Annotated in this window: 23 protein-coding genes; 10 read left to right on the forward strand and 13 right to left on the reverse strand. The window is 65.3% G+C overall.

The features are described from left to right. A partial coding sequence (locus C442_RS10395; protein WP_008310220.1) for an iron-containing alcohol dehydrogenase occupies positions 1-391 on the reverse strand: 391 nt, incomplete at its 3' end. Positions 392-533: 142 nt separating this feature from the next. On the opposite strand from C442_RS10395, the gene C442_RS10400 reads away from it, so the two are divergent. Both C442_RS10400 and C442_RS10405 read left to right on the forward strand, forming a co-directional pair. Then, positions 534-3,128: a glycoside hydrolase family 3 protein gene (locus C442_RS10400; protein WP_008310222.1), complete on the forward strand. Its 2,595-nt coding sequence runs from the start codon at positions 534-536 to the stop codon at positions 3,126-3,128. Between the two features lie 175 nt (positions 3,129-3,303). Continuing rightward, complete coding sequence (locus C442_RS10405; protein WP_008310224.1) at positions 3,304-4,374, forward strand: TrmB family transcriptional regulator; 1,071 nt, start codon at positions 3,304-3,306, stop codon at positions 4,372-4,374. A gap of 3 nt (positions 4,375-4,377) precedes the next feature. Here the strand turns inward: C442_RS10405 and C442_RS10410 are convergent, their stop codons facing one another. The 3 genes from C442_RS10410 to C442_RS10420 form a co-directional block, all read right to left on the reverse strand. Then, a complete protein-coding gene (locus C442_RS10410) occupies positions 4,378-5,361 on the reverse strand; it encodes an NAD-dependent epimerase/dehydratase family protein (protein WP_008310226.1) in 984 nt (327 codons plus the stop codon). Positions 5,362-5,437: 76 nt separating this feature from the next. Continuing rightward, positions 5,438-9,985: a glutamate synthase large subunit gene (gene gltB / locus C442_RS10415; RefSeq protein ID WP_008310227.1), complete on the reverse strand. Its 4,548-nt coding sequence runs from the start codon at positions 9,983-9,985 to the stop codon at positions 5,438-5,440. 154 nt (positions 9,986-10,139) lie between these two features. After that, the gene (locus C442_RS10420) at positions 10,140-10,553 is read right to left on the reverse strand and encodes a CBS domain-containing protein (protein WP_049942937.1); all 414 of its coding nucleotides are present in this window, start codon (positions 10,551-10,553) and stop codon (positions 10,140-10,142) included. Positions 10,554-11,042: 489 nt separating this feature from the next. On the opposite strand from C442_RS10420, the gene C442_RS10425 reads away from it, so the two are divergent. Beyond that, positions 11,043-12,002, forward strand: a complete 960-nt coding sequence (locus tag C442_RS10425; protein ID WP_049942938.1) for a patatin-like phospholipase family protein — start codon at positions 11,043-11,045, stop codon at positions 12,000-12,002. A 12-nt stretch (positions 12,003-12,014) separates the two neighbouring features. Here the strand turns inward: C442_RS10425 and proS are convergent, their stop codons facing one another. The 3 genes from proS to C442_RS10440 form a co-directional block, all read right to left on the reverse strand. Further along, a complete protein-coding gene (gene proS, locus C442_RS10430) occupies positions 12,015-13,469 on the reverse strand; it encodes a proline--tRNA ligase (protein ID WP_008310230.1) in 1,455 nt (484 codons plus the stop codon). A 129-nt stretch (positions 13,470-13,598) separates the two neighbouring features. Continuing rightward, entirely contained in the window at positions 13,599-14,378 is a 780-nt protein-coding gene (locus C442_RS10435; RefSeq protein ID WP_008310231.1) for an SAM hydrolase/SAM-dependent halogenase family protein, read from the reverse strand. 93 nt (positions 14,379-14,471) lie between these two features. Next, the gene (locus tag C442_RS10440; RefSeq protein ID WP_008310232.1) at positions 14,472-15,194 is read right to left on the reverse strand and encodes a hypothetical protein; all 723 of its coding nucleotides are present in this window, start codon (positions 15,192-15,194) and stop codon (positions 14,472-14,474) included. Between the two features lie 81 nt (positions 15,195-15,275). On the opposite strand from C442_RS10440, the gene C442_RS10445 reads away from it, so the two are divergent. The 3 genes from C442_RS10445 (at position 15,276) to C442_RS10455 (ending at position 17,455) form a co-directional block, all read left to right on the forward strand. Continuing rightward, positions 15,276-15,611, forward strand: a complete 336-nt coding sequence (locus tag C442_RS10445; RefSeq protein ID WP_008310234.1) for a DUF7471 family protein — start codon at positions 15,276-15,278, stop codon at positions 15,609-15,611. Continuing rightward, positions 15,608-16,111: a winged helix-turn-helix transcriptional regulator gene (locus C442_RS10450; protein ID WP_008310236.1), complete on the forward strand. Its 504-nt coding sequence runs from the start codon at positions 15,608-15,610 to the stop codon at positions 16,109-16,111. Before C442_RS10445 ends, C442_RS10450 begins: the two co-directional genes overlap by 4 nt. Before the next feature lie 78 nt (positions 16,112-16,189). Then, positions 16,190-17,455: a DUF7405 family protein gene (locus tag C442_RS10455; protein WP_008310238.1), complete on the forward strand. Its 1,266-nt coding sequence runs from the start codon at positions 16,190-16,192 to the stop codon at positions 17,453-17,455. Positions 17,456-17,469: 14 nt separating this feature from the next. On the opposite strand, the gene C442_RS10460 is transcribed toward C442_RS10455, so the two are convergent. Beyond that, positions 17,470-17,952: a hypothetical protein gene (locus C442_RS10460; RefSeq protein WP_049942939.1), complete on the reverse strand. Its 483-nt coding sequence runs from the start codon at positions 17,950-17,952 to the stop codon at positions 17,470-17,472. A gap of 110 nt (positions 17,953-18,062) precedes the next feature. Between C442_RS10460 and C442_RS10465 the strand changes: the two genes are divergently transcribed. Further along, positions 18,063-19,121 (forward strand): DUF7350 domain-containing protein, encoded by a 1,059-nt coding sequence (locus C442_RS10465; RefSeq protein ID WP_008310243.1) that lies wholly within the window; start codon positions 18,063-18,065, stop codon positions 19,119-19,121. A gap of 41 nt (positions 19,122-19,162) precedes the next feature. Here C442_RS10465 and C442_RS10470 read toward each other — a convergent pair whose 3' ends face one another. Continuing rightward, positions 19,163-19,645: a hypothetical protein gene (locus C442_RS10470; protein WP_008310245.1), complete on the reverse strand. Its 483-nt coding sequence runs from the start codon at positions 19,643-19,645 to the stop codon at positions 19,163-19,165. Positions 19,646-19,913: 268 nt separating this feature from the next. Here C442_RS10470 and C442_RS10475 point away from each other — a divergent pair, with 268 nt between their 5' ends. The 3 genes from C442_RS10475 (at position 19,914) to C442_RS10480 (ending at position 22,333) form a co-directional block, all read left to right on the forward strand. Then, on the forward strand, positions 19,914-21,830 hold the full coding sequence (locus tag C442_RS10475; RefSeq protein WP_008310247.1) for a beta-CASP ribonuclease aCPSF1: 1,917 nt from the start codon (positions 19,914-19,916) through the stop codon (positions 21,828-21,830). 79 nt (positions 21,831-21,909) lie between these two features. Next, a complete protein-coding gene (locus C442_RS22135; RefSeq protein ID WP_008310249.1) occupies positions 21,910-22,065 on the forward strand; it encodes a hypothetical protein in 156 nt (51 codons plus the stop codon). A 19-nt stretch (positions 22,066-22,084) separates the two neighbouring features. After that, a complete protein-coding gene (locus tag C442_RS10480) occupies positions 22,085-22,333 on the forward strand; it encodes a DUF7861 family protein (RefSeq protein WP_008310253.1) in 249 nt (82 codons plus the stop codon). A gap of 62 nt (positions 22,334-22,395) precedes the next feature. On the opposite strand, the gene C442_RS10485 is transcribed toward C442_RS10480, so the two are convergent. From C442_RS10485 to pdhA, 4 genes are all read right to left on the reverse strand, one after another. Next, on the reverse strand, positions 22,396-22,950 hold the full coding sequence (locus tag C442_RS10485) for a hypothetical protein (RefSeq protein WP_008310255.1): 555 nt from the start codon (positions 22,948-22,950) through the stop codon (positions 22,396-22,398). Beyond that, a complete protein-coding gene (locus C442_RS10490; protein WP_008310257.1) occupies positions 22,947-24,272 on the reverse strand; it encodes a divalent metal cation transporter in 1,326 nt (441 codons plus the stop codon). The genes C442_RS10485 and C442_RS10490 overlap by 4 nt, the downstream gene beginning before the upstream one ends. A gap of 174 nt (positions 24,273-24,446) precedes the next feature. After that, positions 24,447-25,151 carry a hypothetical protein gene (locus tag C442_RS10495; RefSeq protein WP_008310258.1) on the reverse strand — a complete coding sequence of 235 codons (705 nt, stop codon included), beginning with the start codon at positions 25,149-25,151 and terminating at the stop codon, positions 24,447-24,449. A gap of 60 nt (positions 25,152-25,211) precedes the next feature. Beyond that, positions 25,212-26,324, reverse strand: a complete 1,113-nt coding sequence (pdhA, locus tag C442_RS10500; protein WP_008310259.1) for a pyruvate dehydrogenase (acetyl-transferring) E1 component subunit alpha — start codon at positions 26,322-26,324, stop codon at positions 25,212-25,214. Positions 26,325-26,393: the final 69 nt, after the last annotated feature.

The raw sequence follows: 26,393 nt of genomic DNA on the forward strand, positions 1-26,393 counted from the left end.
GGCCCGAGACGATGCCGTCGTGGCTCGCCGCCGTCGGCACCGAGACGAACCCCAGCCCGAGGTCGTCGGCTGCCATCTTCGTGATGTCGATGGCTTTCCCGCCGCCGACGCCCAGTAGGAAGCCCGCGTCGATCTCCGACGCGTGGTCGATGACCTGCTGGACGGCGTCGAAACTGGCCTCCTCGATGACGATCTCGGATGGGTCGTACCCCTCGTCCTCGAACTGTGCGACCACTTTCTCGCCCGCGACCTTGTGCGGCGTCGGACTGGAGACGATGAGCGGCCGCCCGGTCAGGTGGAGCTCGCTCACGGCCTCGATTGTCCGGCCGAGGACGCCGTGCCCGACCACGACGTTCCGGGGGAGGCGGATCCAGGTGCGTTTCTCGAACATGGTTGCCTGTCTCCGGGCACGCGTGAAAACAGTTTAGGTGCAACTGGCGGTCCGACTGTGCGGTAACCGAAATCTTTTGACAACAATCACACGCCAGTTTTCCAAAAACAATTATTAACATCACTGTTTGGGTGTGCCTGTCATGCCACATGACACGACTGACGACGGTATGCGGGCGTCTCGGCGGACATTTCTGAAAGCGACCGGTGTGGCCACGGCAGCGGCCGCAACCGGCGCAGGTGTTGGGACCGCCGCGGCGCAACCGGACGTCGATTCGCTCGTCGGCGACCTCACACTGGAACAGAAAGCGGCCCAGATGACACAGGTCGCGATCAGCTCCTTCGAGGCGGAGCCGGAGGAATCGAACGTCCCCGACAGCTTCGGGGTCGACACGGTCGGCGAGTACTTCAGCGAACTCGGCGTCGGGTCGATCCTCTCCGGTGGGGCCGAGCCGCCGAGTTTCGACGCCAACGCCGTAGTCCAGGGAATCAACGCCCTACAGGAGTACAACCTGACGAACGCCGACCACGACATCCCGTTCCTCTACGGCGTCGACGCGACACACGGGAACGGCCTGCTGGAGGGGGCAACGGTGTTCCCCCAGCGGCTGAACATGGGTGCGACGCGAGACCTGAGCCTGATTGCAGAGGCTGAACGCCACACGAGCGACGCAACGGCGTCGATGGGCGCACACTGGACGTTCGCGCCGACGACGGACCTCCAGCGGGACCCCCGGTGGGGGCGCTTCTTCGAGGGCATCAGCGAGGACCCGAAACTCGAAGCGGATGTCTCGCGGGTACGAGCGCGAGCGCTCGAGGACGACGACCGGCTGACGGCGTGTGTCAAACACTTCGCGGCCTACTCGGTCCCGAACAACGGCAACGACCGCGCACCGGCCTCGACGTCGCTGCGTGACCTCCGGACGAACATCCTCCCGCCGTACCGGGAGGCACTGGAGTCCGAGCCCGGGACGGTGATGGTCAACAGCGGGTCGATAAACGGAGTTCCGGCCCACGCCTCCCACTGGCTGTTGACGACGCTGCTCCGGGACACCTACGGCTACGAGGGGATGGTCGTCTCGGACTGGGACGACCTCAACCGGATGATCACGAACCACGACTACGCGCCGGACTTCGAGACGGCGACGGAGATGGCGATCAATGCCGGCGTCGACATGTACATGATCGGCAACGGCGGCGACGCGCCGGGACCGGTCCAGTTCATCGACACCGTCGTCGGACTCGTCGAGGACGGCGCGATTCCCATGGAGCGCATCGACGAGGCTGTTCGGCGGAGTCTTGAACTGAAGGCTGACCTCGGCCTGTTCGAACAGCCGACGGTCGACGAGTCCCGCATCGGGAACGTGCTCGGCGGCGCACAGGAGACCGCTGAGACGATGGCAAAGGAGTCGCTGGTCCTCCTGAAAAACGACGACGACACGCTCCCGCTGTCCGGCGACGAGAACGTCCTGCTGACCGGGCCCGGCGTCGACGGCGACGGCAACAACACCCGCGCGCTGATGCAACACGGCGGCTGGACGCTCGGCTGGCAGGGGGCCAGCGCCGGCGGCCCGTACCCGCGCCAGAACCTCCTCGAAGACGAACTGGGCGCTCGCGTCGGCAGTCTCACGCACGTCCCAACCTCGTACGAGAACACCACCTGGTGGGCCGGAGAAGGCGACGGCGAGAACCAGCAAAGCGACGAGAACGGCAACTTCGACTTCACCGACGAGCAGCGATCACAGGTCGAGTCAGCGGCCCCCGAGTCCGACGCCGTCGTCGTCGTTCTCGGCGAGGGAACCCACAACGAGGGCTTCGGCGACCGTGACGAACTGGTACTCGACGAGTCCCAGCAAGCGCTTCTGGACACCGTCGTCGCGTCCGCCGACGATTCGACGCCGATCATCGGCGTCATGCTCGCCGGCGCGCCGCGGGGGTCCCCGGAGACGTTCAGCCGGCTCGACGCCCTCCTGTTTGCCGGCCAGCCCGGCAGCGACGGCGGGGTCGCCATCGCCGAGACGATGGTCGGCGAGTACAACCCCTCGGGCAAGCTCCCGTTCAGCTGGCCCGAGAACGTCGGCACGACGCCCGTGCAGTACAACCGCTACGAGCCGACGTCGACTGGCGGAACGGACAACACTGCGATCTACGAGTACGGCCACGGCCTCTCCTACACTGACTTCGAGTACGGGAGCGTCTCGGTCACACAGCCGACCGTCGGCAACCCGGCCAATCAGTCCGAGGTGACCGTCGGCGTCGAGGTGACGAACACCGGCGACATGCCCGGCGAACACATCGTCGAGGTGTTCAACACCCAGTCCTACGGCTCGGTGCTCCAGCCGAAGCGCCGCCTGCTCGGCTACGAGCGCGTCTCGCTGGATTCCGGCGAGTCAGCCACGGTGGACGTGACCGCTGACCTGACGGCGCTGGAAGTCGTCCCCGGTGACGTGCTCGGAGTCGGGCCGAAGGTCGTCGAAGCCGGCGAGTACGAACTCACTGTCGGTCAGGACGGCCCGACGACCACGCTCACCGTCCAGAACACGGCGAGCATCACCGAACCGGACCCCGTTCCGGGCCTCCCGAACGGGTCAGGGGGCAACCCCGGTCGGGGCAATGGGAACGGGAGCGGAAACAACGGCAACAACGGGAACGGAAATGGCAACGGCGACAACACCAGCCGCGACCCCACCATGGAAGACGTCGTCGACCTGCTCGACGAGGTTCGGCACCGTTCCTGACCAGGCCGCCGCGGTCCCGCTCTGCCGGTGCTCCCCGTGCTGTGGAGCACCATCACGTACAGACACACGCCGGCCCGCTCGCACGCCCACGAATCATTATATATGCTCAGTGATATTATCTGAAACAGCGATCCAATGACACGAAGCCAGCTAACACGGTTTGAGCGGGACAGTTATGCCTGACTCCACACGCCAACCCAACGCGGCCGTCCGGGACCGACTCCAGCAGTACGGCCTCTCCGAAACAGCGGCCGATACGTACCTCGCCGTCGTCGAAACGGGACCGGCAACGGCCCGGACGGTGGCCGAGACGGCAGGGGTCTCCAAGAGCTACGTGTACGACATCTGTGATTCGCTGGCCGCGGACGGCTTCGTCACCGTCGACGACCACCGGACGCCGACGGTCATCCGTGCGACGCCCCCGTCGGAGGCATTCGGCGCGCTGAAACGCGAACTCGACACGCTGGAGGCAGCGGTACAGACCCGGTACGAGGACACCTCGTCCGACGACAACGCCTTCGAGGTGGTCAAATCCAGACCGACTATCGTCAAACGGCTGGAACAACACATCGACGCCGCCGAGTGCGAAGTCGTGCTCCAGGTCCCGGCCCGCCGACTCCCAGATATCCGCGACACGCTCCGCCGCGCCCGCAAGCGGGGCATCCTCGTGCTCCTGACGCTGTCGAGTTACGACCCGGCAACGATAGAACTTGAACTGGAGGAGGTCGCCAACGCCGTCCGTCTCGGCCTCGACGGCGCGCCCTCGTTGCTTGCGACGGACCAGCAGCGCGGGTTCGTCTCGCCGTCGACGATGCTCAGTTGGGACCACGACGAGACGAACGCGATCACGTTCACGCAGGAGGCGGTCGCGGCGGTGTTAGTCGGTTCCTACCTGGGCAATTACTGGCCGATAGGCGAGGAGGTCCTCCTTTCGCGGCCGCCATCGCTTCCGGCCCGGTACGACATGTTCCGTCCCGTCGTGTTCACGACCACGCTCGCGCTCCGGGCCGGGAAGTCCGTCGTCGCAGACCTGTACGCGCGACCGACAGGCTCGGATGACGATTTCGAAGTGATATCCGGCACGGTGGTCGATATCCGACAGAATCTCGTCGAGCCACACAACAGCGATTTCGGCTTCGAGAACTCGCTGGTCGTCGACACCGGACAAGGCCGCATCACCGTCGGCGGATACGGCGCGTTCTTAGAGGACTACGAGGTCAAGCACACGACGCTCCGCCGGGCGTAGTTGTCACTCGGTCAAGCGGTCGATGAGCGTCGCTTCCGTGTCCCGGTCAGGTCCGAACTCCCGACCGGTTCGGTCGTTCTCCCGATGTTCGGCGACGGTCACGGCCAGCGCCGTCTCGTGGGGCGTCGACGACCAGCCCAGGTCACGGAGCTTCGCCGTCGACAGCAGATGCGGCGAGTCGCGGTAGATGGGGAAGTCGTCGGAGTCCAGTCCCGCCGCCGCGAGTTCACGCTCGCCGACACCGATGGTCTCGACGTCCGTCTCGTGGACCTTGGCGAGCAGACCGATCCACTGCCGGAGCGTCGGCGCGTGCTCGTCGCCGACGTTGTACGCCTCGCCGGCCGTCCCTCGCTCCGCGACGAGGCGAAGCGCGCTCGCCACGTCCTCGACGTAGGCCATCTGCCACAGACTGAGGCCGTCGCTGGGAACGACGATTCGGTCGTACTCGGCCACGCGGTCGACCCAGTAAGCGAACCGCTCGGTGTAGTCGTGGGGGCCGTACACGACTGTCGGTCGGACGCTCATCGCACGCACACCGTCCTCCGCGGCGGCGAACACCTCGCGGTCACCCTCGGCCTTCCGCGGCCCGTAGGTCTCCGCGCTGTCGGTTGTGGCCTGCTCGGCAGTACAGCCCGCAAGCGGCGTCTCTCCCTCCCGCTTGGGCGTCCGTTCGACGCCGTAGGCCGCGCCACTTGAGATATACACGTACGCGTCGACGTCGGCAAACACGTCGGTCGCCACCCGGACATCCCGCGGGAAATACGCTACGCAGTCGACGACTACGTCGGGATCGATCTGCTTGCGGGCGGTTTCGAGTGTGTCCCGCTCGTTCCGGTCGCCCTTGATGTGAGTGACATCGGAGTTCGCGAACGGATTCGAGCGCTGGCCGCGGGTGAGCATCGTCACGTCGTAGCCCGCGTCGCGGAACTCGGTGACCGTGTGTCGACCGATGAACCTGCCGCCGCCGATGACAAGGACGCTGTCCATAGCTGTGTCTGTCCCGGCGGCATCAAAAAACGGCACGTCCGAGTCGGCTCCCCGCCGCAATGACGAGGCTATCGTCTCAGTCGTCTGTCGAGGCGGCGAAGTCGGCTTCGGCGGCTTCGGCACTCGGTGCGGCCTTGGCCGGCGGCTCGTTGCGCACGTCGTCGCGCTCGCGGTCGGCGATGACCTCGGCGTAGGCGTCGGGCATCACCTTCGTGAAGTGCTCCACTTCGGCGTCCCAGTCATCGAGCAGTTCCGCCGCGCGGTCGGAGTCGGTGTAGGCGGCGTGGTTCTCGACGAGTCGGGTGATCATCTGGCGGTCCTTCCCTTCGAGGGTGTCGGACAGCGACACCATGCCGGTGTTTGCCTTCTCGGCGAACTCGCCGTCGGGGTCGTAGACGTAGGCGACGCCGCCGGACATCCCGGCCGCGAAGTTCTTGCCCGTCTCGCCCAGCACGACGATAGCGCCGCCGGTCATGTACTCACAGCCGTGGTCGCCGACGCCCTCGACGACGCCCTTGACCCCGGAGTTGCGGACGGCGAAGCGCTCGCCGGCCATGCCGTTGACGTAGGCTTCGCCCTGGGTCGCGCCGTACAGCGCGACGTTGCCGATGACGATGTTCTCCGCCGGGTCGAAGGGAGCGTTGTCCGGCGTGTTCAGGATCAGCTTCCCGCCGGAGAGGCCCTTGCCGACGTAGTCATTGGCCGTCCCGGTCAGCTCCATCGTCACGCCCTGTGCGAGGAACGCGCCGAAGGACTGGCCGGCCGTGCCGTCGAAGTCCACCCGGATAGTGTCGTCGGCGAGGCCGTCGCCGCCGTGCTCGCGGGAGATGCGGTTCGAGAGGGTTGCCCCGACCGCACGGTTGACGTTGTTGATCTCGGTGTCGATAGCGACCGGATCACCGTCGTAGATGGCGTCCTCGGCTGCGTCGATGAGGTCCCAGTCGAGCTGTTCGTCGACCTCGTGGGTCTGTTCCTCCTGCTTGTAGCGGCCGTCGTTGTCGGCCGGCTCCGCGATGACTCCCGAGAGGTCGAGCTTCTGGGCCTTCGGCTGGGACACGTCGTCGCGCTGTGCCAGCACGCTCGGTCGGCCGATCATCTCGTCGACCGTCTCGAAGCCGAGTTCGGCCATAATCTCCCGCAGTTCCTGTGCCACGAACGTCATGTAGTTGACGACGTGCTGTGGCTCACCGGGGAACCGCTCACGGAGGTTCTCGTTCTGCGTGGCGATGCCGACCGGGCAGGTGTTCTCGTGGCACTGTCGGGCCATCACGCAGCCGGAGGTGACCATCGAAGCGGTCCCGAAGGTGTACCCCTCGGCACCGAGCAGGGCGGCCACGGCCACGTCGCGGCCGGTCTTCATGCCGCCGTCGGTGGTCACCTTGATGCGCGAGCGCAGGCCGGTCGCCCGGAGCATCTGGTTGGCCTCCGAAACACCGAGCTCCCACGGGAGGCCGGCGTTCTTGATCGAGGTCTTGGGCGACGCGCCGGTCCCGCCGTCGTGGCCCGAGATGTGGACCACGTCGGCGTTGGCCTTGGCGACGCCGGCCGCGATGGTCCCGATGCCGTCCTCGGAGACCAGTTTGACGTTGATGTCGGCCTCGGGGTTCGACGCCTTGAGGTCGTGAATGAGCTGCTTGAGGTCCTCGATGGAGTAGATGTCGTGCAGCGGCGGCGGCGAGATCAGGCCGACGCCCGGCGTCGCGTAGCGGACGTGGGCGATCATCTCGTTGACCTTCTTGCCGGGCAGGTGACCGCCCTCGCCGGGCTTGGAGCCCTGGGCCATCTTGATCTGGAGCTCGTCGGCCGACGCGAGGTAATCCGAGGTGACGCCGAAGCGACCGGAGGCGACCTGCTTGGTCGTACACTCCTTTTCGGTGTCGAAGCGCTCGGGCGGCTCGCCGCCCTCGCCGGTGTTGGCGTTGGCCCCGAGCCGGTTCATCGCGATGGCGTTGTTCTCGTGCATCTCGGGCGACAGCGATCCGAGCGACATCGCCGCGGTCTCGAAGCGCTCGACGATGTCTTCGACCGGCTCGACCTCCTCGATGGGGATGGACTCGCGGTCGGAGTCGAACTCGAGCAGGCCGCGCAGCGTCTGGAGCTCCTCGTTCTGGTCGTTGACCAGCTCGGCGAACTCCTTGTACGTGTCGTAGTCGCCCATGCGGACGGCCTGTTGAATCTTGCCGACCGTGTTGGGGTTCCACTGGTGGTGGATGCCGTTCGAGCGGAACTCGTACTCGCCCTGGCGGGGCATGTCGGGCTCCTCCTCGCTCCAGGCCACCTCGTGGCGCTGGGAGAGGTCGTCCTCGATTTCCTCGATGCCGATACCTTCGGTTCGGCAGGTCGTCCCCTCGAAGTACTCGGCGATGAAGTCCGAGGAGAGGCCGACGGCCTCGAAGATCTGAGCACCCTGGTAGGACTCGACCGTGGAGATACCCATCTTGGCCATCGTCTTCAGGAGGCCGTCCTCGACAGCGGTGATGTAGGCGTCGATGGCGTCGGCGAGGTCCGCGCCGTCCGGGCCGGCCACCAAGTCCTCGATGGTTTGGTAGGCCAGGTAGGGGTTGACCGCGCCGGCCCCGTAGCCGATGAGCGTCGCGAAGTGATGGACGGCTCGCGGGTCGCCGGACTCGACGACGATGCCGACGTGGTTGCGGAGGCCGTTGCGGACGAGGTGGTGGTGGACGCCGCCGACGGCCAGCAGGCTGGGAATCGGGACGCGGTCCTCGCTGGCCGCGCGGTCCGAGAGCACAAGGATGTCGTGCTCTTTGGCAGCGGCGTCGGCTTCGGCCCGCACGTCTTCGACGGCCTGCCGAAGGTCGCCACCCGACTCGTAGGTGATGTCGATGACCTTCGTGGACATGTCGTTCGCGTCCAGGTCCTTGATCGACGCCGTCTCCTCGTCGGTGAGGATCGGCGAGTCGAGGACGAGTTGGCGGGCGTGATCTTGGCTCTCGTCGAGCATGTTGCGCTGGAAGCCCAGCCGGGACTCCAGCGAGGTGACCAGTTCCTCGCGGATGTAGTCGAGCGGCGGGTTCGTCACCTGGGCGAACAGCTGCTTGAAGTAGGTAAACAGCGGGCGGTTGAACTGCGAGAGGACCGACAGCGGCGTGTCGTCGCCCATGGAGCCGACGGGGTCTTTCCCCTTCTCGGCCATCGGCTCGATGAGGTGGTCGACCTCGTCGTACGTGTAGCCGTACATGGCCTGGTGGCTCCGGAGGGCGTCCGCGGGGTCCTGTGGCTCGTTGTCTTCGCGGTCGGCGACCTCGTCGAGGGCGACCTGTTCCTCGGCGACCCACTCGCCGTACTTGTCGTCCGTGATGTCGTCGAACACTTCCTCGTCGGGGATGACACGCCCCTCTTCGGGGTCGGCGAGGAAACACTGTCCGGGCTGGAGCCGGCCGCGTTCCCGAATCTCGCTCGCGTCGTGTTCCAGCGCGCCGGCTTCCGAGGACATCACGAGCGTGTTGTCCTCCAGCACGTCGTAGCGGCACGGGCGCAGCCCGTTCCGGTCCAGCACGGCACCGATGCGGTCGCCGTCGGTGGCTGCGACGAGCGCCGGGCCGTCCCAGGGCTCGACCAGCGAGGCGTGGTAGTCATAGAAGTCGCGCCGGTCGCCGGTCACGTCGTTCATCTCGCCGCGCCAGGCTTCGGGGATGAGCATCCGGAGGGCGTGGGGGAGGTCGCGGCCGCCCTGAAGCAGGAGTTCGAGCGCGTTGTCGACGCTCGCAGTGTCTGACTGCTCGGGATCGTCGATGATCGGTTTGATCTTCTCTAAGTCGCCCTCAAACTCGTCGCTCTGGATATCGGTCTCCCGAGCGCGCATCCAGTTGATGTTCCCCTGAATCGTGTTGAACTCGCCGTTGTGGATGACACGGCGGTAGGGGTGGGCAAGGTGCCACGCGCCCAGCGTGTTCGTCGAGAAGCGGGCGTGGACCATCGCGAACGTGGACTGCAGCCGCTCGTCTTCGAGGTCAAGGTAGTAGTCTTCGAGCTGTTCGGCCTTGAGCAGGCCTTTGTACACCACTACGTCGGTGGCGAGCGAGACGACGTAGAAGCGCTCGTGGCCCGGCGGTTTCTCTTCCTTGACGGTGTTTTCGAGCGACCGGCGGCCGATATACAGTTGGTTCTCGAAGGCGTCGCCGGTCTCGCCCGTCGCGGAGGTGACGAAAAACTGGACGATGGCGGGCTCCGATTCGAGCGCCGTTGCGCCCAAGTCGCTGTTGTCCGTGGGAACGTCGCGCCAGTCGAGGACATCGAGGCCCTCCGCGGCGAGTTCCGTCTCGACGAGGTCCTTCAGACTCCCGGCGACCTCGTCGTCTTTCGGGAGAAAGAGCGTGCCAACGGCGTATTCGCCGGCAGGCGGCAGGTCGGCGTCGACTTCGGCAGCGAAAAACTCGTGGGGGATCTGGAGCATGATGCCCGCTCCGTCGCCCGTATCTTGCTCGGCTCCTGTCGTCCCTCGATGTTCGAGGTTGTCGAGGAGTTCGAGTCCGTCCGATACAACCCAGTGGTCGCTCTGGCCGTCGAGGTCCATGACGACCCCGACGCCACAGTTCGACCGTTCGTCCGTGGGATCTGCAAGCCCGGCGTCACCTGCAGAGAGACCTGTCTGTCGCTCAACCATGTGTTTCACGACTGGGGATGCCACTATAAGAGGGTAATCCTAATGGTATTAGTGTTGTTTAACCCCACATTAGGGAGTATATATTTATAACGATTGTTGGGGCTGTATCATGGTTTATAAACGGTCGTCCGCAGGCTGGCGGTTCACACGCTGTTCAGCCGAGCACAGGAGCGGATGACTGCTCGATACCCGAAACGTAGGCCGTCATGTCAGTCGTCGTCAACATTCCGACGACTCCTTCCGTCTCATCGACGACAGGAAGGTGGTGGACACTGTGGTCCAGCATCAGGCTTGCGGCCGCCTCGATGGGGTCGTTTGCCGTTACTGTAACCGGCTCCGTCGTCATGAAGTCAGACACGTCTAACGCCGTCGTATCGCCACCTTCTGCGGCGATTTCGACGAAATCCGTGGAGGTGAGAATCCCCAACAACGCTCCGTCAGCGTCGACGACAACAACAGAGCTGATGTTCTCGTCGAGCATCCGCTTGGCGACCGCTTTCGCGTTCGCGTCAGCAGCAACAGTGGTGACAGGCGATGACATAATTCGTCCGACAAACACGTCGTCCATGACAGCCGATAACATAGGGCGAGGTATAACCGTGTTGGTTCCGGATATTTACCGATTGCAGCGATGCAGAGAAATATATAAGGTCTTAATATTCCGCGCTCGCGACGACGAATGCACCACCCAATCAGTCGCCCACTGTCTCCCCGACGCCGCACCCCGACTGGTCGATCACGTCGGGGCTGTCGGCCCACCGCTGATGACCCAGAATGGGCGATACATCCACGGTTCCCACGACGGTATCTGTTCGCCGTTTGGCGTTTGTATGACTGTAGTCTGACGGCGATTTATATACATAGAGACAGCAGTGGTCATCGGGGGCACGGAGGAAAATGTCACACGCTCCCCGACCCCATCCTTCCTTCATACTGCCGGCTGTGTTAGTGAAGATGCCCGCTACCCAGAGGTGGCAAGACACTTCACCGGCTCACAGCCGGCAGTATCGGTGGGCCGGCAACTATCTATGCAAGCCCCTCGTATATGAATTAAACCATGTCTGGTCATGGACCCAGCGTCGCCATCGCCTGTCAGGGCGGCGGCAGCCACAGTGCGTTTACCGCCGGTGTGCTGCAACGACTCCTGCCAACTGTCGACGACGAGTACAATCTCGTGGGGTTGAGTGGTACTTCCGGTGGCGCGCTCTGTGCGGTCACGGCCTGGTACGGACTGCTCAGTGATGGCCCCGACGACGCCGAGAAACTGCTGGGAGACGTCTGGCGTGACGTCGCCGCCACGACACCGCCCTCAGTCCTGCTGAACGAGTCGCTCGTCTGGCGCAAGCGACTACAGAATCTCATGGTCCCTGCGGCCGACATCTCGCCCTACGCGACGCCAGGAGCAGTCGGCCACGACTGGTTCCTATCGCTGCTCGACCGCCACATCGAGTTCGACGAGTTCGACAGTCTCGCCGACGAGGCACCACCACATGTGACCGTCGGCACGGTCAACGTCAACAGCGGCGTGTTCGAGACGTTCACCGACGATGCCATCACAGCGAGGACGGTGCTGGCCTCGGCCGCGTTCCCGCTGCTGTACAAAGCCGTCGAACTGAACGGCCACTGGCACTGGGACGGCCTGTTCTCACAGAACCCACCGATCCGGGAGTTCCTGACCAGCGACCGACCGAAACCGGACGAGATCTGGGTCATCCAGATCGAGCCACAGACCCGCGACGACCGCCCGACATCGCTTGCGGAGATCACCGACCGCCGGCAGGAACTATCGGGGAATCTCTCGCTGAATCAGGAGCTGTTCTTCGTCCGGAAGGTCAACGAATGGGTCGAAAAGGGGTATCTCCCGGACGATTTCAAACACATCGAGATACGGCGACTGGGACTCGATGAAAAGCTGACAGCAGCTTCGAAGCGCGACCGCGACCCTCGGTTCATCGAGGACCTCATGGAAACGGGCCGGGCCGAAGCCGGCGCGTTTCTGGACCGGATACCGGAGTAAGCACCCGCCTTCTCAGTAGCTCTTCGCGAAGTACGCCGTCTCCTCGGCGTCCTCACCGCAGATGGCGCAGTCGTCGTGGATCGGCTCCTCGTCGCGGTCGAGGGGAACCATCACGATTTCGGCCGCGATAGCGTCTTTGATCGGTTCCTCGCAGTCCGCGTCGCCACACCAGCCGCACTTCACGTAGCCGCCGTGCTGGCCGATAGTGCCCAGAATCTCCTCACGGGACTCAGCCTCGCGGATTTCGCCCTCCAGCGTCTCCTCGGCGTCGGCGTACAGCTTGGCGTGGACAGTGTCGAGGTGGTCGGTAACGGTGTCGGCGATGCCCTCGCGGTCGACGGTCGCGTTCTCACCGTCGGGCCGGTGGACCAGCGTGGCTTCCCCGTCCTCGACCTCGTGGGGACCGATTTCGATTCGGAGAGGAACGCCGTGTAGTTCGTGCTCGTTGTACTTGAAGCCGGGATTGCGGTGCTCGCGGTCGTCGAGTTCGACGCGGACGCCGGCCTCGTCCAGTTCGGCAGCGAGGTCGGCGGCGTAGTCGATGACTTCGTCCTTGTTGTCCTCCTGCCAGATGGGGACGACGACGACCTGATCGGGTGCGAGCGCGGGCGGGAGCACGAGCCCCTGGTCGTCGGAGTGGGTCATGATGAGCGCGCCCATTGCACGCCAGGACAGCCCCCAGGAGGTCGTGTGGGCCGTGTTTTCTTCCTCGTCGGCGTCGGCGTAGGTGATGTCGAACGCCTCGCCAAAGGAGGTCCCCAGGTAGTGGGAGGTGGCGGCCTGCACAGTCTTCCCGTCCGGCATTAGCGTCTCGATAGTCGTCGTGGTGTGTGCCCCGGGGAACTTGTCGTGCTCGGGCTTGCGGCCCTTCAGCGGCGGCATCGCCATGACCTCCTCGTAGAGGCGCGCGTACTGGTCCAGGCGGGTCATCGTCTCCTCCCACGCGCCGTCCTCGTCGGCGTGGGCGGTGTGGCCCTCCTGCCAGAGGAACTCCTTGGTTCGGAAGAACGGCTTCGTCTCGGTGGCCTCCCACCGGACGACGGAACACCACTGATTCAGCCGCATCGGGAGGTCCCGATGCGAGCGGGTCCACTGGGCCATAAACGGCGCGATGATGGACTCACTGGTGGGCCGAACGGCGAGGCGCTCTTCGAGTTCCTCGTGGCCGCCGTGGGTCACCCACGCGACCTCGGGGTCGAACCCCTCGACGACGTCTTTCTCCTTCTCCAGATAGCTCTCGGGAATAAACAGCGGGAAGTAGGCGTTCTGAACGCCGGTGTCCTTGAACCAGCCGTCGAGGTTGTTCTGGATACGCTCCCAGATGGCGTAGCCGCGTGGGCGCGTGACGATGAACCCGCCCATGGGGGCGTAGTCCGCGAGGCCGGCCTTCTGGACGACCTCGGCGTACCACTCGCCGGGTGAATGCTCCTTGCTCTCGGTTATGCCGAGTTCCTGCTCGCCACTCATTAGGTGTGTCGTGGCCCACGGCGCTAATAAACTCCCCGAAGGGTGGTGAGCCGCTGGCACGCCGACCGGACCAGTTCTATGCCCCGCTTCGCGCCGCGAGGACCGTCGTAGCGGAGGTCGATCTCAGCTCTATTCCGCCCGTATAGAGAGACTATCTCCGGGCTCCGGGGTACCGAAGGCCGATGCCGCGGAGCCGCCGCGCAAGAACAGCTCCTGATACGGGTCGCCACCTCCAGCCGACCCCGGGACGATAGCGAGGGACCCCTCCGGAACGTCCGATACAGCGTCCCTGACGACGACCTCTCGGGATGCGCCGTTAAGTTCGACAGCGACTGTGTCACTACCGGGTTCGAACTCCGAGGCTCGAATCGAGGTCTTGACGTTCCCGTAGCCGTCGACGTGACAGACCACGGACTCGGGCGGGGCCGGGACGTCGTCGAGTGAGCGCTCCGCCCCGAGCGAAGAGCGATTGCCGCTTGCGATTTCGGCAACGCGGCGCGGGAACACGTCCCGCGACCGGAACTGGCCGGTGTCGGCCGGGAGCTCGATTTCGCGGAACGTCGTCGCGCAGTCGGCGATAAACGAGAGGTTGTAGCCGGCGTCGACGGCGACGACGGGGACGCCGTTGTCCAGTTCGAGATAGCACAGCGCCCCGCCGGTGTCGGCCCGCTCAGGCGTTGACTCCGTGGTTCGTGGTGCGGTGTTCGAGTAGATAAGCAGGTCGTCGAACGCGGGGTTGTGGACGCCGAGTTGTGCGATCCAGAACCCCGTGGCGACCGTGGAGAACGGCTGGATTTCGGTCGACTGGACGGAGATAGTCGGGTCCGCGGCGGTGAGGCGGTGGACGACCTCCGAAAAGGCCGGGTCTGACGGGCCGTAGTCCGCGATGAGATGGACGAACGTGCTCATGTGAAGCTCCGGTCGCTACCACGTCGGTGAACCTGTATAATCTTGTGCCTCAGTAACAGAGCCAGCGCTGTCAAACGCACCCCGCGCCGACACTCAGGCACCGATTGTCGTCAGCGAGGCGATAGAGTCAGCGACACGGCGTTCCATTCCCGTCCCGGTGAATCCCGGCGCGGGGTCGACAGCCTGCGCGTAGAACCCCTCCTCGCCCGCGACGAACTCGACGCAGAGTGCCCGCGCGCCGAAACGGTCCAGCAACTCCCGGACGCGGGCCGCGAGCGTCACCTCGACGGTTTCCTCGCTGATGACGTGGTCCAGCCCGGTGACTTCCGACCGGACCTGAATCGCCCGGAGATGGGTTTCGCGGCCGTCGTTGACGGCGAAGTACTTGTACTCGACCGGCTCCGCCCGGACCCGAGCCTGGTAGAAATCGCCCTCGTCACTGTTCGCCGGCATCCCGTCCCAGGCGTAGCGAGTCCGGGCGACGTAGTCTCGATCCGGCTTTTCGAACCAGACGGTCGGGACCTGACAGCCGACCTGCTCCAGTCCGTGGAGGGCGACGAGTCGGCAGGCCAGCGCCGTCGTCGGCAGGAACCCGTTCCACGTCTCGACGCCGACCCTGTCGGCGTAGCGAAGGGCGCTGAACGACTCGGGCCGGAGCGTCGTGTTGACGAGTGCGGCCAGGTCGTCGATATCGGCTCTGGCCACCGGGTTTCCGGGGCGGAGAAACTGGACGTCGAACCCCCGGGCGGAGAGCCGCTCTGCGACGGCACCGAACACCGGGTGTTCAGGCTCGCAGATGAAGCCGATGCAGTCCATACCGCCACGTCTCAGCGGTCCGATAAAAAAGTCGCGCAAAACCGAACGACTGAGGCACCGTGGTTCCGAAGTAAACGCCTGATGAAACCGCTCAGTATTGGGGGCCATCTCGGTGCCGGGAGCTGGGACATCGCCGCCGTCGTCGTCCTCTCCGCTGTGGCCGGGGCAGTCCTGTGTGGGCTCGCCTTGGTTGCGTACCGCCAGCGCAGGACGCGTCCGTATCTGTTGATTGCGCTGGCACTCACCGCGCTGTTTGCCCGCCCGCTCATCGCGCTGCTGTCGGGGTTCTCACTGGTCTCAGGACCGACCCACCATTTCCTCGAACACGCGCTCGATACCCTCTTTGTCGTCCTCGTCCTCGGCGCAGTGTACTACGCCCGGACCGTCGAGAAACGACTCGACGAGGAGGGACTATGAGCGACACCAGAGCCCGCATCTACCGACACATCGAGTCCCATCCCGGAGTCCACTTCCGGGAGCTAACGCGGGCACTGGATCTCGCAACGGGACAAGTGCAGTACCATCTGGGCCGACTCGACGGCGTTCACAGCGAGTCGGTCAACGGGCGCACACACTACTACACGGCGTCGTTCGACCCCTGGGAGCGCCACGCCATCGCCTTCCTCCGTCGCGAGACGGCGAGAGACGTTCTCGTCACGCTCATAGAGCGCGAAGCCGCTCACCCCGGCGAAGTGGCCGACCACCTCGACATCGCTCGGAGCACGCTCGAACACCACCTCAGCGGCCTGGTCGAACACGACATCGTCGAAAAGCGTCGGGACGGGGGACGGGTGACGCTGGCGCTCTGTCGGCGTGACCAGACGGTCGAACTGCTCGCGACGGTCGACCCCACGGCCCCCGACCGCCTGTCTGACCGCTTCACCCGGTTACTCGACCGCCTCTTCGAGAGCGGCTAGTTCGACTACCCGCGGACAGTGGCCGATTTCGAGTCCCGTACCACAACCCAATTGCACGGGCAGTCCATAGGGTGGGTGATGACTGAACGCGGAATTTCCCGACGCGAGTTCGCCAAGAGCGCCGTCGCCATCGGCGGCACCGCGGCGCTGGCCGCCTGTCTCGACCGCGGGTCGGGAACGGTGCCCGAGGGTACCGACGACCCCTCGTCGCTCCCGGAGCGCCAGCACGCCTGGGACGCGTCGCTGGCGACCGACGACGCGGGGAACCACCGACTGTCGCGCCACCACGTCCTTCTACTACTGGATTACACCGGCGACGGAACGCCGACAGATGCCGACCGCGATCAGGTCGAGACGGCGCTCCGAGACCTCGAACAGGCCTACGAGTGGAGCAACGAGGGGCTGCTGTTCACCCTCGGGTACAGCCCGACCTACTTCGACCGCTTCGAGGCCGACGTAGCCGGCGTCGACCTGCCAGAGCCGATGGCGCTTGCCCCCTTCGAAGACCCCGAACTCGACACGCCGGACGCGCTCCTGCACCTCGCCAGTGACGACGAGCGGGCCGTCATCGAGGCCGAAGAAGCGCTGAAGGGCAATCGGGACGCTGCGAACGACCACGAAATGAGCGCGACTTTCCAAGGCGTCCTGCACGAGGCAGAGCGACGGACGGGTTTCGTCGGAGCCGGCCTCCCCGCCGAGAATCAGGATGTCGACGGGGTTCCGGACTCCGCCCCGGTCCCCGAAGAGGCCCCGCTGTTCATGGGGTTCAAGTCCGGATTCAAGGAAAATCAGGCCTCCGAGGACCGCGTAACGGTCGATTCGGGACCGTTCGCCGGCGGCGCGACCCAGCACCTCTCGAAGATCCGGCTGCAGCTCCAGCAGTGGTACGAACAGGACTCCCGGGACCAGCGCGTCTCGAAGATGTTCTGTCCGGCCCACGCCGACGAGGACAGGGTCGAAGGCGTCGGCGAGAACCTCGGCACTGACAACGGTGCCGGCGAGTGCCCCGAAGACGTGGTCGACAGCGGTCGACGGGAGGGTGTCGTCGGCCACGCACAGAAGATGTCCCGCGTCAGGGACGACGGAACACCGACCCTTCTCCGCCGGGACTTCAGTTCGACCGACGGCGGCGAAGCGGGGCTGCACTTCCTCTCGCTGCAGCGCTCTATCGCCGACTTCGTCGCGACGAAACAGGCGATGAACGGAACGGACGTCGCTAACGACTCGGCTGTCGGCCAGCGGGTGAACAACGGTATTCTCCAGTACATGACAGTCACCCGACGCGGGAACTACCTGCTCCCGCCGCGTGCCCTGCGGGCGCTCCCACCGGCCGACCCGGCTTGACTGGCCCGGTGCCGTCAGGATACCGGGTCGCGGTTCTCGACTGATTCACGGGATAGGCCGTCGGCGCTGACGCTGTAGCGATACGACTGGGTGAAGTAGTCGGATATCGGGCCGTCCGTCGCTGTCGAGTCGGCCGGCGGGTCGGTCGTCGACGATCCTGTACAAGTGATGACGACGTCGTACCCCCACGACCGTTCGGTGACGTTGTCGACGCGGCAATCGAGGCTCATCTCGGTGTGTTCGCCCTGCCACAGACCGTTGTAGACGCTCCGATACTGGTACTCGTAGACGAACTCACGGGCGGAGAACTCGTTCAGTGTCGTGGGTCGGGCGGGCGGGTCCTTCGGACCGTCATGGAACTCGACGGTCCCTGTCGGGGATGCACCGGTTGTCGCTGTTTCTGACGAGGCCGGTGACTCCGGTGACGGCGCGCCGAAACATCCCGCGGTCAGGACGACGAAGCCGAGGACCGCAGTGCGGGCGATTTTGGAGGACACGGCCGGGATTGCACCGACCGATGGAAAGTATCTTGTGCCGTCTAGGTCCCGCCACGGCATTCGGCTATCGTACCAGAACGGTCTTTCAGACGAGGACCCAAAGGCGGTGCATGAATCGCCGACAGTTCCTCGCCAGTGCCGGCCTCGCCGGCACGACGGTCCTGGCGGGGTGTGGTTCGCTGAGTTCCCAGTCGACACGCGCTCCCCCGCTGGTCGAGAACCGCCCCGACGCCACGTACCGCCCCACCCACGCTGAGGGCATGGGGATGGCGGGGATGGCACAGGCAGGCGAGTACATGGTCGGGCTGAGCTACTCCTTTCCCCACCGCTTCTGGACGGTAACCGGGACGACAGCCGAAAAGGTCGACATCCGGAGCGAGGACAGCGTCCACCTGATGGCGACCGTCTGGGACCCCGAGACCGAGATGGTACTCCCGGTGTCTGCCGGCCTCTCGATCACCATCGAACGCGACGGCGAGACGGTCGCCGACAAGTCCCCGTGGCCGATGATCTCCCAGAACATGGGCTTTCACTACGGCGACAACTACGCGCTCGACGGCGACGGCGTCTACCAGCTTTCCGTCCGCGTCAACGGGATGGGGGAACGCCGACTGGGGGCCTTCGACGGTCGGTTCGGCGAGGCCGGCGAGGCAACGGTCGAGTTCGACTTCGCACAGAGCACCCGCGACCAACTCTCCTTCGAGGAGTTCCCGGACTCACAGGGCGAGCGCGGGGCGGTCGACCTGATGAACATGGACATGGTACCGACATCGCGGGTCCCAGAAGTGTCGGCCCTGCCCGGAACGGTCCTCGGGACGGACAAAGGGAGCGACGGCGTGTACGCCGTTACGTGGGTACAGGACGCCGTGTTCCTCTCCGATGGCGAGTCGTATCTCGCCGTCTCGGCTCGGACGCCGTACAACCGCGTTCCCCTCCCGATGATGTCCCTCGACGGGAGTGTTGAGGCCGACGGCGAAACGGTGTTCGACGACGCGCTGACCGCTGGGGTCCACCCCGAACTCGGGTATCATTACGGCGCAGTCGTCGAGACGGCGACCCAGGAGCCGTCTGTCGGTGTCGATGTCGTCGCCCCGCCACAGGTGTCCCGCCACGAGGGGTACGAGACGGCGTTCCTGACGACGCCCTCGTTCTCGTTTTCGGGTAGCTGACCGCCTCGACCAGTCGTTTGGTTGCGAGAGCGGACCACGGCTCACTCCACGGCGAACGGACTCTCTGTCTGTTGCCACGGCCAGCCCGGGACCCGCGTCTGGACCCCGGCCGCGAGTGCGGCGTCGAGGTCATCAGCGCCCGCCGCCTCCCCGTCGTTTCCGTGCGTCCGAACATCTGCGACGTGGAAGGTCGCCTCCGCAAGCAACCGGAGCGGTTGCTCGCCGGCAATCATCGCTGCCAGCTCACGGCCCAGCAGTTCGTCGACGACGAAGCCCGGGTAATCGCTCTCGACGTCCAGTTCTCGAAGCAGACGAACCAGCGCGGCGACGTTGACCGCACGGTCGCCGTCGGCGAACACCTCGTCGATGGCGGCCGTGTAGGCGTCGTCTGTGAGCGGGTCGACGTCGACGTCGAACTGGGACCCGAGATGGGCTCGCGTTTCGTTCACCAGCGGGACGACGTCGCTACGACGGTCCTGTACCCATTCGTACTCGTCGCGGACTGTGTCCGGTGTCAGTCGCATGGCGGCGTCTCACACGGTGTGCGTTTACTCCTTTGGGCAACAGCGCGTCGACCGCGGTCCGGCCCCCTACCCTCCGTATTGCGAAGGCTTTTATAACACGAGGGGAATACTGAGAAATAGAGGTCGGTTTTCCGGACATCTCTCCACGTCCGGAGGCAACTCACCGATAACTGATGACTTTATTAGAGAGCGTACATCCCGCGGCTCCAGGTCGGCCCGCACCAGCCGTGGACGGCCCCGCTACCGGGATGATACCCCGTTTTGAGCTATGAGCACTGTAGACAAGCAACTCGAAGACGTGAAGGCAACGATTGACGAGGAAGTCCCGCGCCGTATCTCCGTCTCGGATGTCACGTACGAGGGACCGGAACTCGTCATATACACGCGGGACCCGAAGGAGTTCGCCGCGAACAGCGACCTCGTTCGCCGGCTCGCATCGAAACTCCGCAAGCGAATTACGGTCCGCCCGGATCCTGACGTACTGGCTCCGCCAGCAGAGGCCGAGGCGGCGATTCGGGAACTCATCCCCGAGGAGGCCGGCGTCATGGACCTGAATTTCCACACCGACACCGGCGAAGTCGTCGTCCAGGCACAGAAGCCCGGCGTCGTCATTGGCCGGCGCGGCTCGACCCTGCGTGACATCACGCAAGAGGTCGGCTGGACGCCCGAAGTCGTTCGAACGCCCCCCATCGAGTCCTCGACAGTCGAGAACGTCCGGAACTTCCTCAAACAGGAGCGCGAGGACCGCCGGGACATCCTCGAACGCGTCGGCCGGCAGATCCACCGCGAGCCGATGTCCGACGACGAGTACGTCCGCATCACGACACTGGGCTGCTGCCGAGAGGTCGGCCGCGCCGCGTTCATCCTCTCGACGCCGGACACGCGCATCCTCATCGACTGTGGCAACAAGCCCGGGGCCAACGGCGAAAAGCCGTATCTGGACATCCCGGAGGCGTTCGGGGCCGGGACCAACGGCATCGACGCCGTCGTCCTGACCCACGCGCATCTGGACCACTCCGCGCTGGTCCCGTTGTTGTTCGAGTACGGCTACGACGGTCCCATCTACTGCACCGAGCCGACGCGGGACCTGATGGGCCTGCTGACGCTCGATTACCTCGATACCGCCGCGGACGACGGCCGGACCCCGCCGTACGACTCCGAGATGGTCCGCGAAGCGATCAAACACACCATCCCGCTGGAGTACGGCGACGTGACCGACATCGCGCCCGACATCAAACTGACGCTGCACAACGCCGGCCACATCCTCGGCTCGTCGGTGTGTCACTTCCACGTCGGCGACGGCCTGTACAACGTCGCCTTCTCCGGCGACATCCACTACGATGACACGCGCCTGTTCGACGGCGCAGTCAACGACTTCCCGCGGGTGGAGACGCTCGTGCTGGAGTCGACCTACGGCGGCCGCAACGACTACCAGACCGACCAGGAAGACTCGGAGCGAAAGCTCAAACAGATCGTCCAGAACGCCTACGACCGCGACGGGAAAGTCCTCATTCCGACCTTCGCCGTCGGGCGGTCACAGGAACTCATGCTCGTCCTCGAAGAGGCGATGCGGAACGGCGACATCCCCGAGATGCCGGTCCACCTCGACGGGATGATCTGGGAGGCGACGGCCGTTCACACGACCTATCCCGAGTATCTCCGCGACGGTCTGCAGGACCGTCTCTTCGACGAAGACGAGAACCCGTTCCTGGCTGACCAGTTCAACCCCATCGACGGCGGCGACGAGGAACGACAGGAGATCGCCGATGGCGATTCCGCTATCATCCTCTCTACTTCGGGGATGCTCACCGGCGGGCCGGTCATGTCCTGGCTCGAACAGCTCGGTCCCGACCCGGATTCGACGCTTACCTTCGTCGACTATCAGGCGCAGGGAACGCTCGGCAACCGAATCCAGCGCGGCATCGACGAGGTACCCGTCGGCGGCAGCGGGCGCAGCGAGAAAGTCCCACTGGAGATGACCGTCGAGACAGTCGACGGTTTCTCCGGCCACGCCGACCGACAGGGGCTGGAAAACTTCGTGAAGACGATGAACCCCCGACCCGAGAAAATCCTCTGCGTGCACGGCGACGAATCCGCGACACAGGACCTCTCCTCGTCGCTGTACCACGACCAGAACATCCGGACCTTCGCGCCGGAGAACCTCGAAACGTTCCGCTTCCGCTAATCCAGTCACCGTTGCGGTTCGTTCTCACTCCCCGATAGCCGGACGAACCTCTATACGGCAGGCGGGTGAACTATCGCGTATGGACATCATCCAGTATCTCGACGAACTCGAACCGGTCGGAATGGTGCTCATCGGACTCGTGCTGTTCATCATCCCGGAGCCGGCCACCTCCACGCTGGGTATCGGCCTGATGGTGCTCGGCGGCGCGTGGTGGTTCTACGAGTGGAACCGGTAAGATAACCCACAGCAGTTCTATGGATCACGACCGCATTCACGCACAGGAACCGTCACACCACCGCGACCGATGGACCGTCGGCACAATCACGGAGATAGCGGAGCGAGACGGTCACTGTGTCGTCACCGTCGAAAACGAGTCCGGTGCGCCGACTGAACTCGTCGTCACCATGGCCATTCGCGACCTGTTCGTCAGTCGGCTGGACATCGGCGACGACGAGAGTCCGGTCGGCGAGCGCGTCTGGTTCCGGAAACGCGGCGGGTCGTAGCCCGCCGCTGACGCGTCCGGTCAGCGTTCGACGCCCCGGACTTCTTCTGCTGGCGCGGGACGCTACGACAGGTCGACGGTCCGGTCGGCCCAGCGCCGGAGCCTATCGAGCGCGTCCCGCTCGGCCCGTGACACCGGGTCATCGACGCCCAGTTCGTCGCTATCGAAAGCGTTCAGCACGGCCACGTCCGCCTCGTCACAGTAGTCGGTGAGCCGGCTGACCGCAGCGGAGTCGTGCTGAAACGGAATCGTCGCGTCGTTGACGAACACCGCCCGGGGATTCCCCGGGAGCGTGTCCATCTGGTGCTCGGCACGGCGGGCGTTTTCCCGGGCGAGGGCGACCGCTTGGTCGTTCGTCTCGCTCTCGGCGCGGGGCGCACTGGCATCGGTTCGGCCTATCCAGACCGACTCTGGGACGGTGATGAATCGGTCAAGACGGCCGCCCAGCACGGTTCCGTCCCGTTCGAGTTCGGGCGCGAAATCGAGGACGACAACGCCCTCGGGTCCTTCGCTGTCGAGCCAGGTATCTATGGCGGCAGCGGTCGTCCGCGTCTTGCCGGCGTTCGAGGGACCGGTGACGAGCGTCGACCCCGAGAGCGGGAACCCGACGCCGGTCACGCGAGGAGTTCCTCCCGCAGGAACTTCCCGCCGAGCCCGGCCATGGCGATGCCGAGCGCGACAGCGAACGCCAGCACGAACCCGGAGAGCGGTCCGATACCGCCGCCGAGCTGTTCGACGACGAAGTTCGCGGCGAGCCCGCCCGAGACAGCGATGAGCGCCAGCCCACCGACGTTCGCTACCAGCGAGTTCGACTCCGGAACCGCGTCGGAGTTCAGGAGATAGAGGACGAGGGCGATGACGAACGGGGTGCCGACGGTGCCGAGCGCGAGCACGAGGACGAGTTGGCCGAGCACGTTCCCGCCGATGAACGCACCGGGCGCTGACAGCAGCGCGACGGCGACGAGTAGCCCGCGGTAGCGGCTGTCCTCGATAGTGGTGCCCCAGCCGAGCTTGTCGGCGAGCAGGAACGGCGGGACGATGGTGTTGCCCCCAAGCGTCGACACGGCAGCGCCCCAGAGGCCCAGCAGGAACAGCCAGCGGGCGCTGTCGCCGACCAGCGGGCCGAGGGCCTCCGCAGCGCCGACCGTCGTCAGGTCGCCAGAAGTGAGCACGCTAGCCGTCACCAGGAAGATGGCGAGGCTGTAGATGCCGAAAGCCACCAGCATGGACGCCCCGACGTCGACCGTCGCGAGGTCGTAGTCGTCGCGGGTCCAGCCCCGCGCTCGCATCGTGTAGGAGTGCATCGTGATGAGCGTGATGTGGACCGCGCCGCCGAGGATGCCCGCCGCGACCAGCGCGCTCCCGGACGGGACGGACGGGATCAGCCCGGTCGCCGCCGCGCCGGCGTCGATGGGGACGACGAACAGACTGGCGACGAACGCGACGACGACCAACAGGACGAGGACCTTCGCGGCCAGTTCGAGGAATCGGTAGCCGCCGCCCGCCAATCCCGCCGCGAGGATGAGCGCCCAGGCGACACCCCAAATTCGCGCGTCGATACCGGTCACCGTCGCCGAGACCGTGGCGACGGTCTTCATGATGACGAGCTGTGCGACGCCGGCCGCAAGCACCGCGTCGCCGACCAGCAGCCATGCCCACGTTTCGCCAAGGTGGTCCTCGACGACGGCGACGATGCCCCGCTCGGTCAACAGTCCCAGCCGCATCGCGAGGTACTGGGCCAGCGCCCCCGCCCCCGCGGAGAGGACGACGACCCATAGGAGGCTGTAGCCGAACGCACCGCCAGCGGTGACGAGGCTGGCAATCGTCGCCGGGCCGGCGGCGATTGCACCTGCGATCCAGGACGGCCCCATCGCTTCGGCGTATTCACCGAGCGTTCCCTTGCTAACAGCCGAACTGTCGACGGTTTCGGTCGAACTCATACCTCCGGCTTGGGTGAGGCCCCCTGAAAACCCTGCCGACATATTGTTCGGTGGTATTTTGCGGTAATTCTCTCGCTGTACTGCGATTATGCGAAAATGACAGCGCTGGCCGAATTGACACACCACACGCTCACCGAGCGGAACGCTACCGAGAGCAGGACAGACTGCTCTGACTCAGAGTGCAACGGTTCCGAGGTCCGATTCCAGTTCGTCGACGTGGTCGTTGTACGCGTCGACGAAGTCCGCGAACTGTGGGGCGTACTCGCGGATGTCGGCGGCCGAGGGCGGTTCGTACTGCGAGAGGAGATAGAGGCCGTTGCTCCCGCCGACCCGGAGATACGACGCACCGTCGGTGTCCCACTTCAGTTCCCAGCGCGTGCCGCCGATTCGGTCGGTGAAGGTCCCGTAGTCCCCGCCCTCGTAGCGCTGGAGTTCCCGAGCGATCTGGTCGCAGATCTCGCGGATGCGACCGAGGACGCGGTCGCGTTCAGCCACGACACCGTCGGTCGTCGCGATGTCCGGAAACTCCGTCGACACGTCGTCGAGAACGCCGTCGAGGGACGCGACGTAGTCGTTGAACCCCTCGACGAAGGCGTCGTAGTCGGCGAGTGCGGCAGCCAGCGGCTCCGGCTCCGGCGGCTGTTTGGTCGAGATGACGTACGTGTCGGAGCCACGCGACGGCGAAAAGCGGAGGTACTCCAGGTCGCCGCCCTCGTACTTGACGGTCCACTCGCCGCGGTCGGTCTCGATGTCCGCCTGCCCGTAGTCGCCGCCCTCCAGCCTGGCGAGCTGGTAGGCGACCTGTCCGGCGTGGTCCCGGACCGCCGCGACCAGTTCGTCACGCTGCTGTGCAACGGCCGTTGCGTCGGCGGGGTCCACCGGTGGCCACTCTGTCACAGTAGACGGAAGCGACGGGACAGCAATAACAGGCTCGGTCGGCTACTCGGACTCGAGCAAGGCGTCGTCGCCGTGGCGCTCGCGGAGGCCCTCGAAGTACTCGCGCTGTTCATCGATGTTCTGCGTGGATTCGGCGTAAACGTCGGCAAAGAGGTCCGTCGGGTCCGCGGCATGTGCTTCGGCGTTGTCGATAATCTCGCCGAGTCGCTCGCCGATGGTGTCGTCCATCACGTCGATCTTCTTGTCGTCCAGCAGATTGCAGTTCCGCAGAAACGCCTCCATGCGGTCCAGCGGGTCGCGTTCGCGCCACTGCTCGACCTCCGCGTCGTCCCGGTACACGTCCGGGTCGTCGGCGGTCGTGTGCGCGCCGAAGCGGTACTGGACGGCCTCGATAAAGATGGGTTCCTGCTCCTCTCCGTCGGCACCCACCGCTCGCTCCCGGGCGGCCTCGGTGACGGTGTAGGTCGCCAGCGGGTCCATGCCGTCGACCTGTACGCCGTCGAAGCCGTACGCGTCGGCTTTCTGTGCCAGCGTCTGGCTGGCGGTCTGGCGCTCCCGCGGGACGGAGATGGCCCACTGGTTGTTGTTGCAGAAGAACACCGTCGGCGTCTCGAACACGCCGGCGAAGTTCATCGCCTCGTGGAAGTCCCCCTCGCTGGTGGCCCCGTCGCCGAAGTGGACGACGCCCGCGCGCTCGTCGCCCTTTTTCTTTGCCGCCCACGACCACCCGACGGCGTGGGGCAGGTGCGCGCCGATGGAGATGTTCAGCGGGAACACGTTCACGTCACCGATAGCGGCGTTGCCCGCTTCGTGGCCCATCCAGTAGAGGACGTACTCCCAGGGGAGCCCGCGGGCGACGAGCGCGCCGTGCTCCCGGTACTGGTAGAAAATAGTGTCCTCGTCGGCCAGCGCATACGTCGACCCGACCTGAGACCCTTCCTGGCCCGCCAGCGAGGAGTACGTGCCGAGCCGGCCCTGCCGCTGGAGGCTTATCATCCGCTCGTCGAACTGCCGCGCAAATCGCATATCGCGGTACATCGACACCAGTTCCTCGTCGGACAGGTCCGGGATGAGGTCTGGGTCGACGATTTCACCGTCTGAATCGAGCGCCTGTACCCGGTCGTCGGGTGCCCGACTGAGAACGTCATGTGACATGTCGTACCACCACACTCGAAGCGGACGAGCAAAAAGCTGTGTCAGTTTCGGTCGGTGGTGTTTAGTTTA

It is taken from the genome of Haloarcula amylolytica JCM 13557, from assembly GCF_000336615.1.
Lineage (GTDB): Archaea > Halobacteriota > Halobacteria > Halobacteriales > Haloarculaceae > Haloarcula > Haloarcula amylolytica.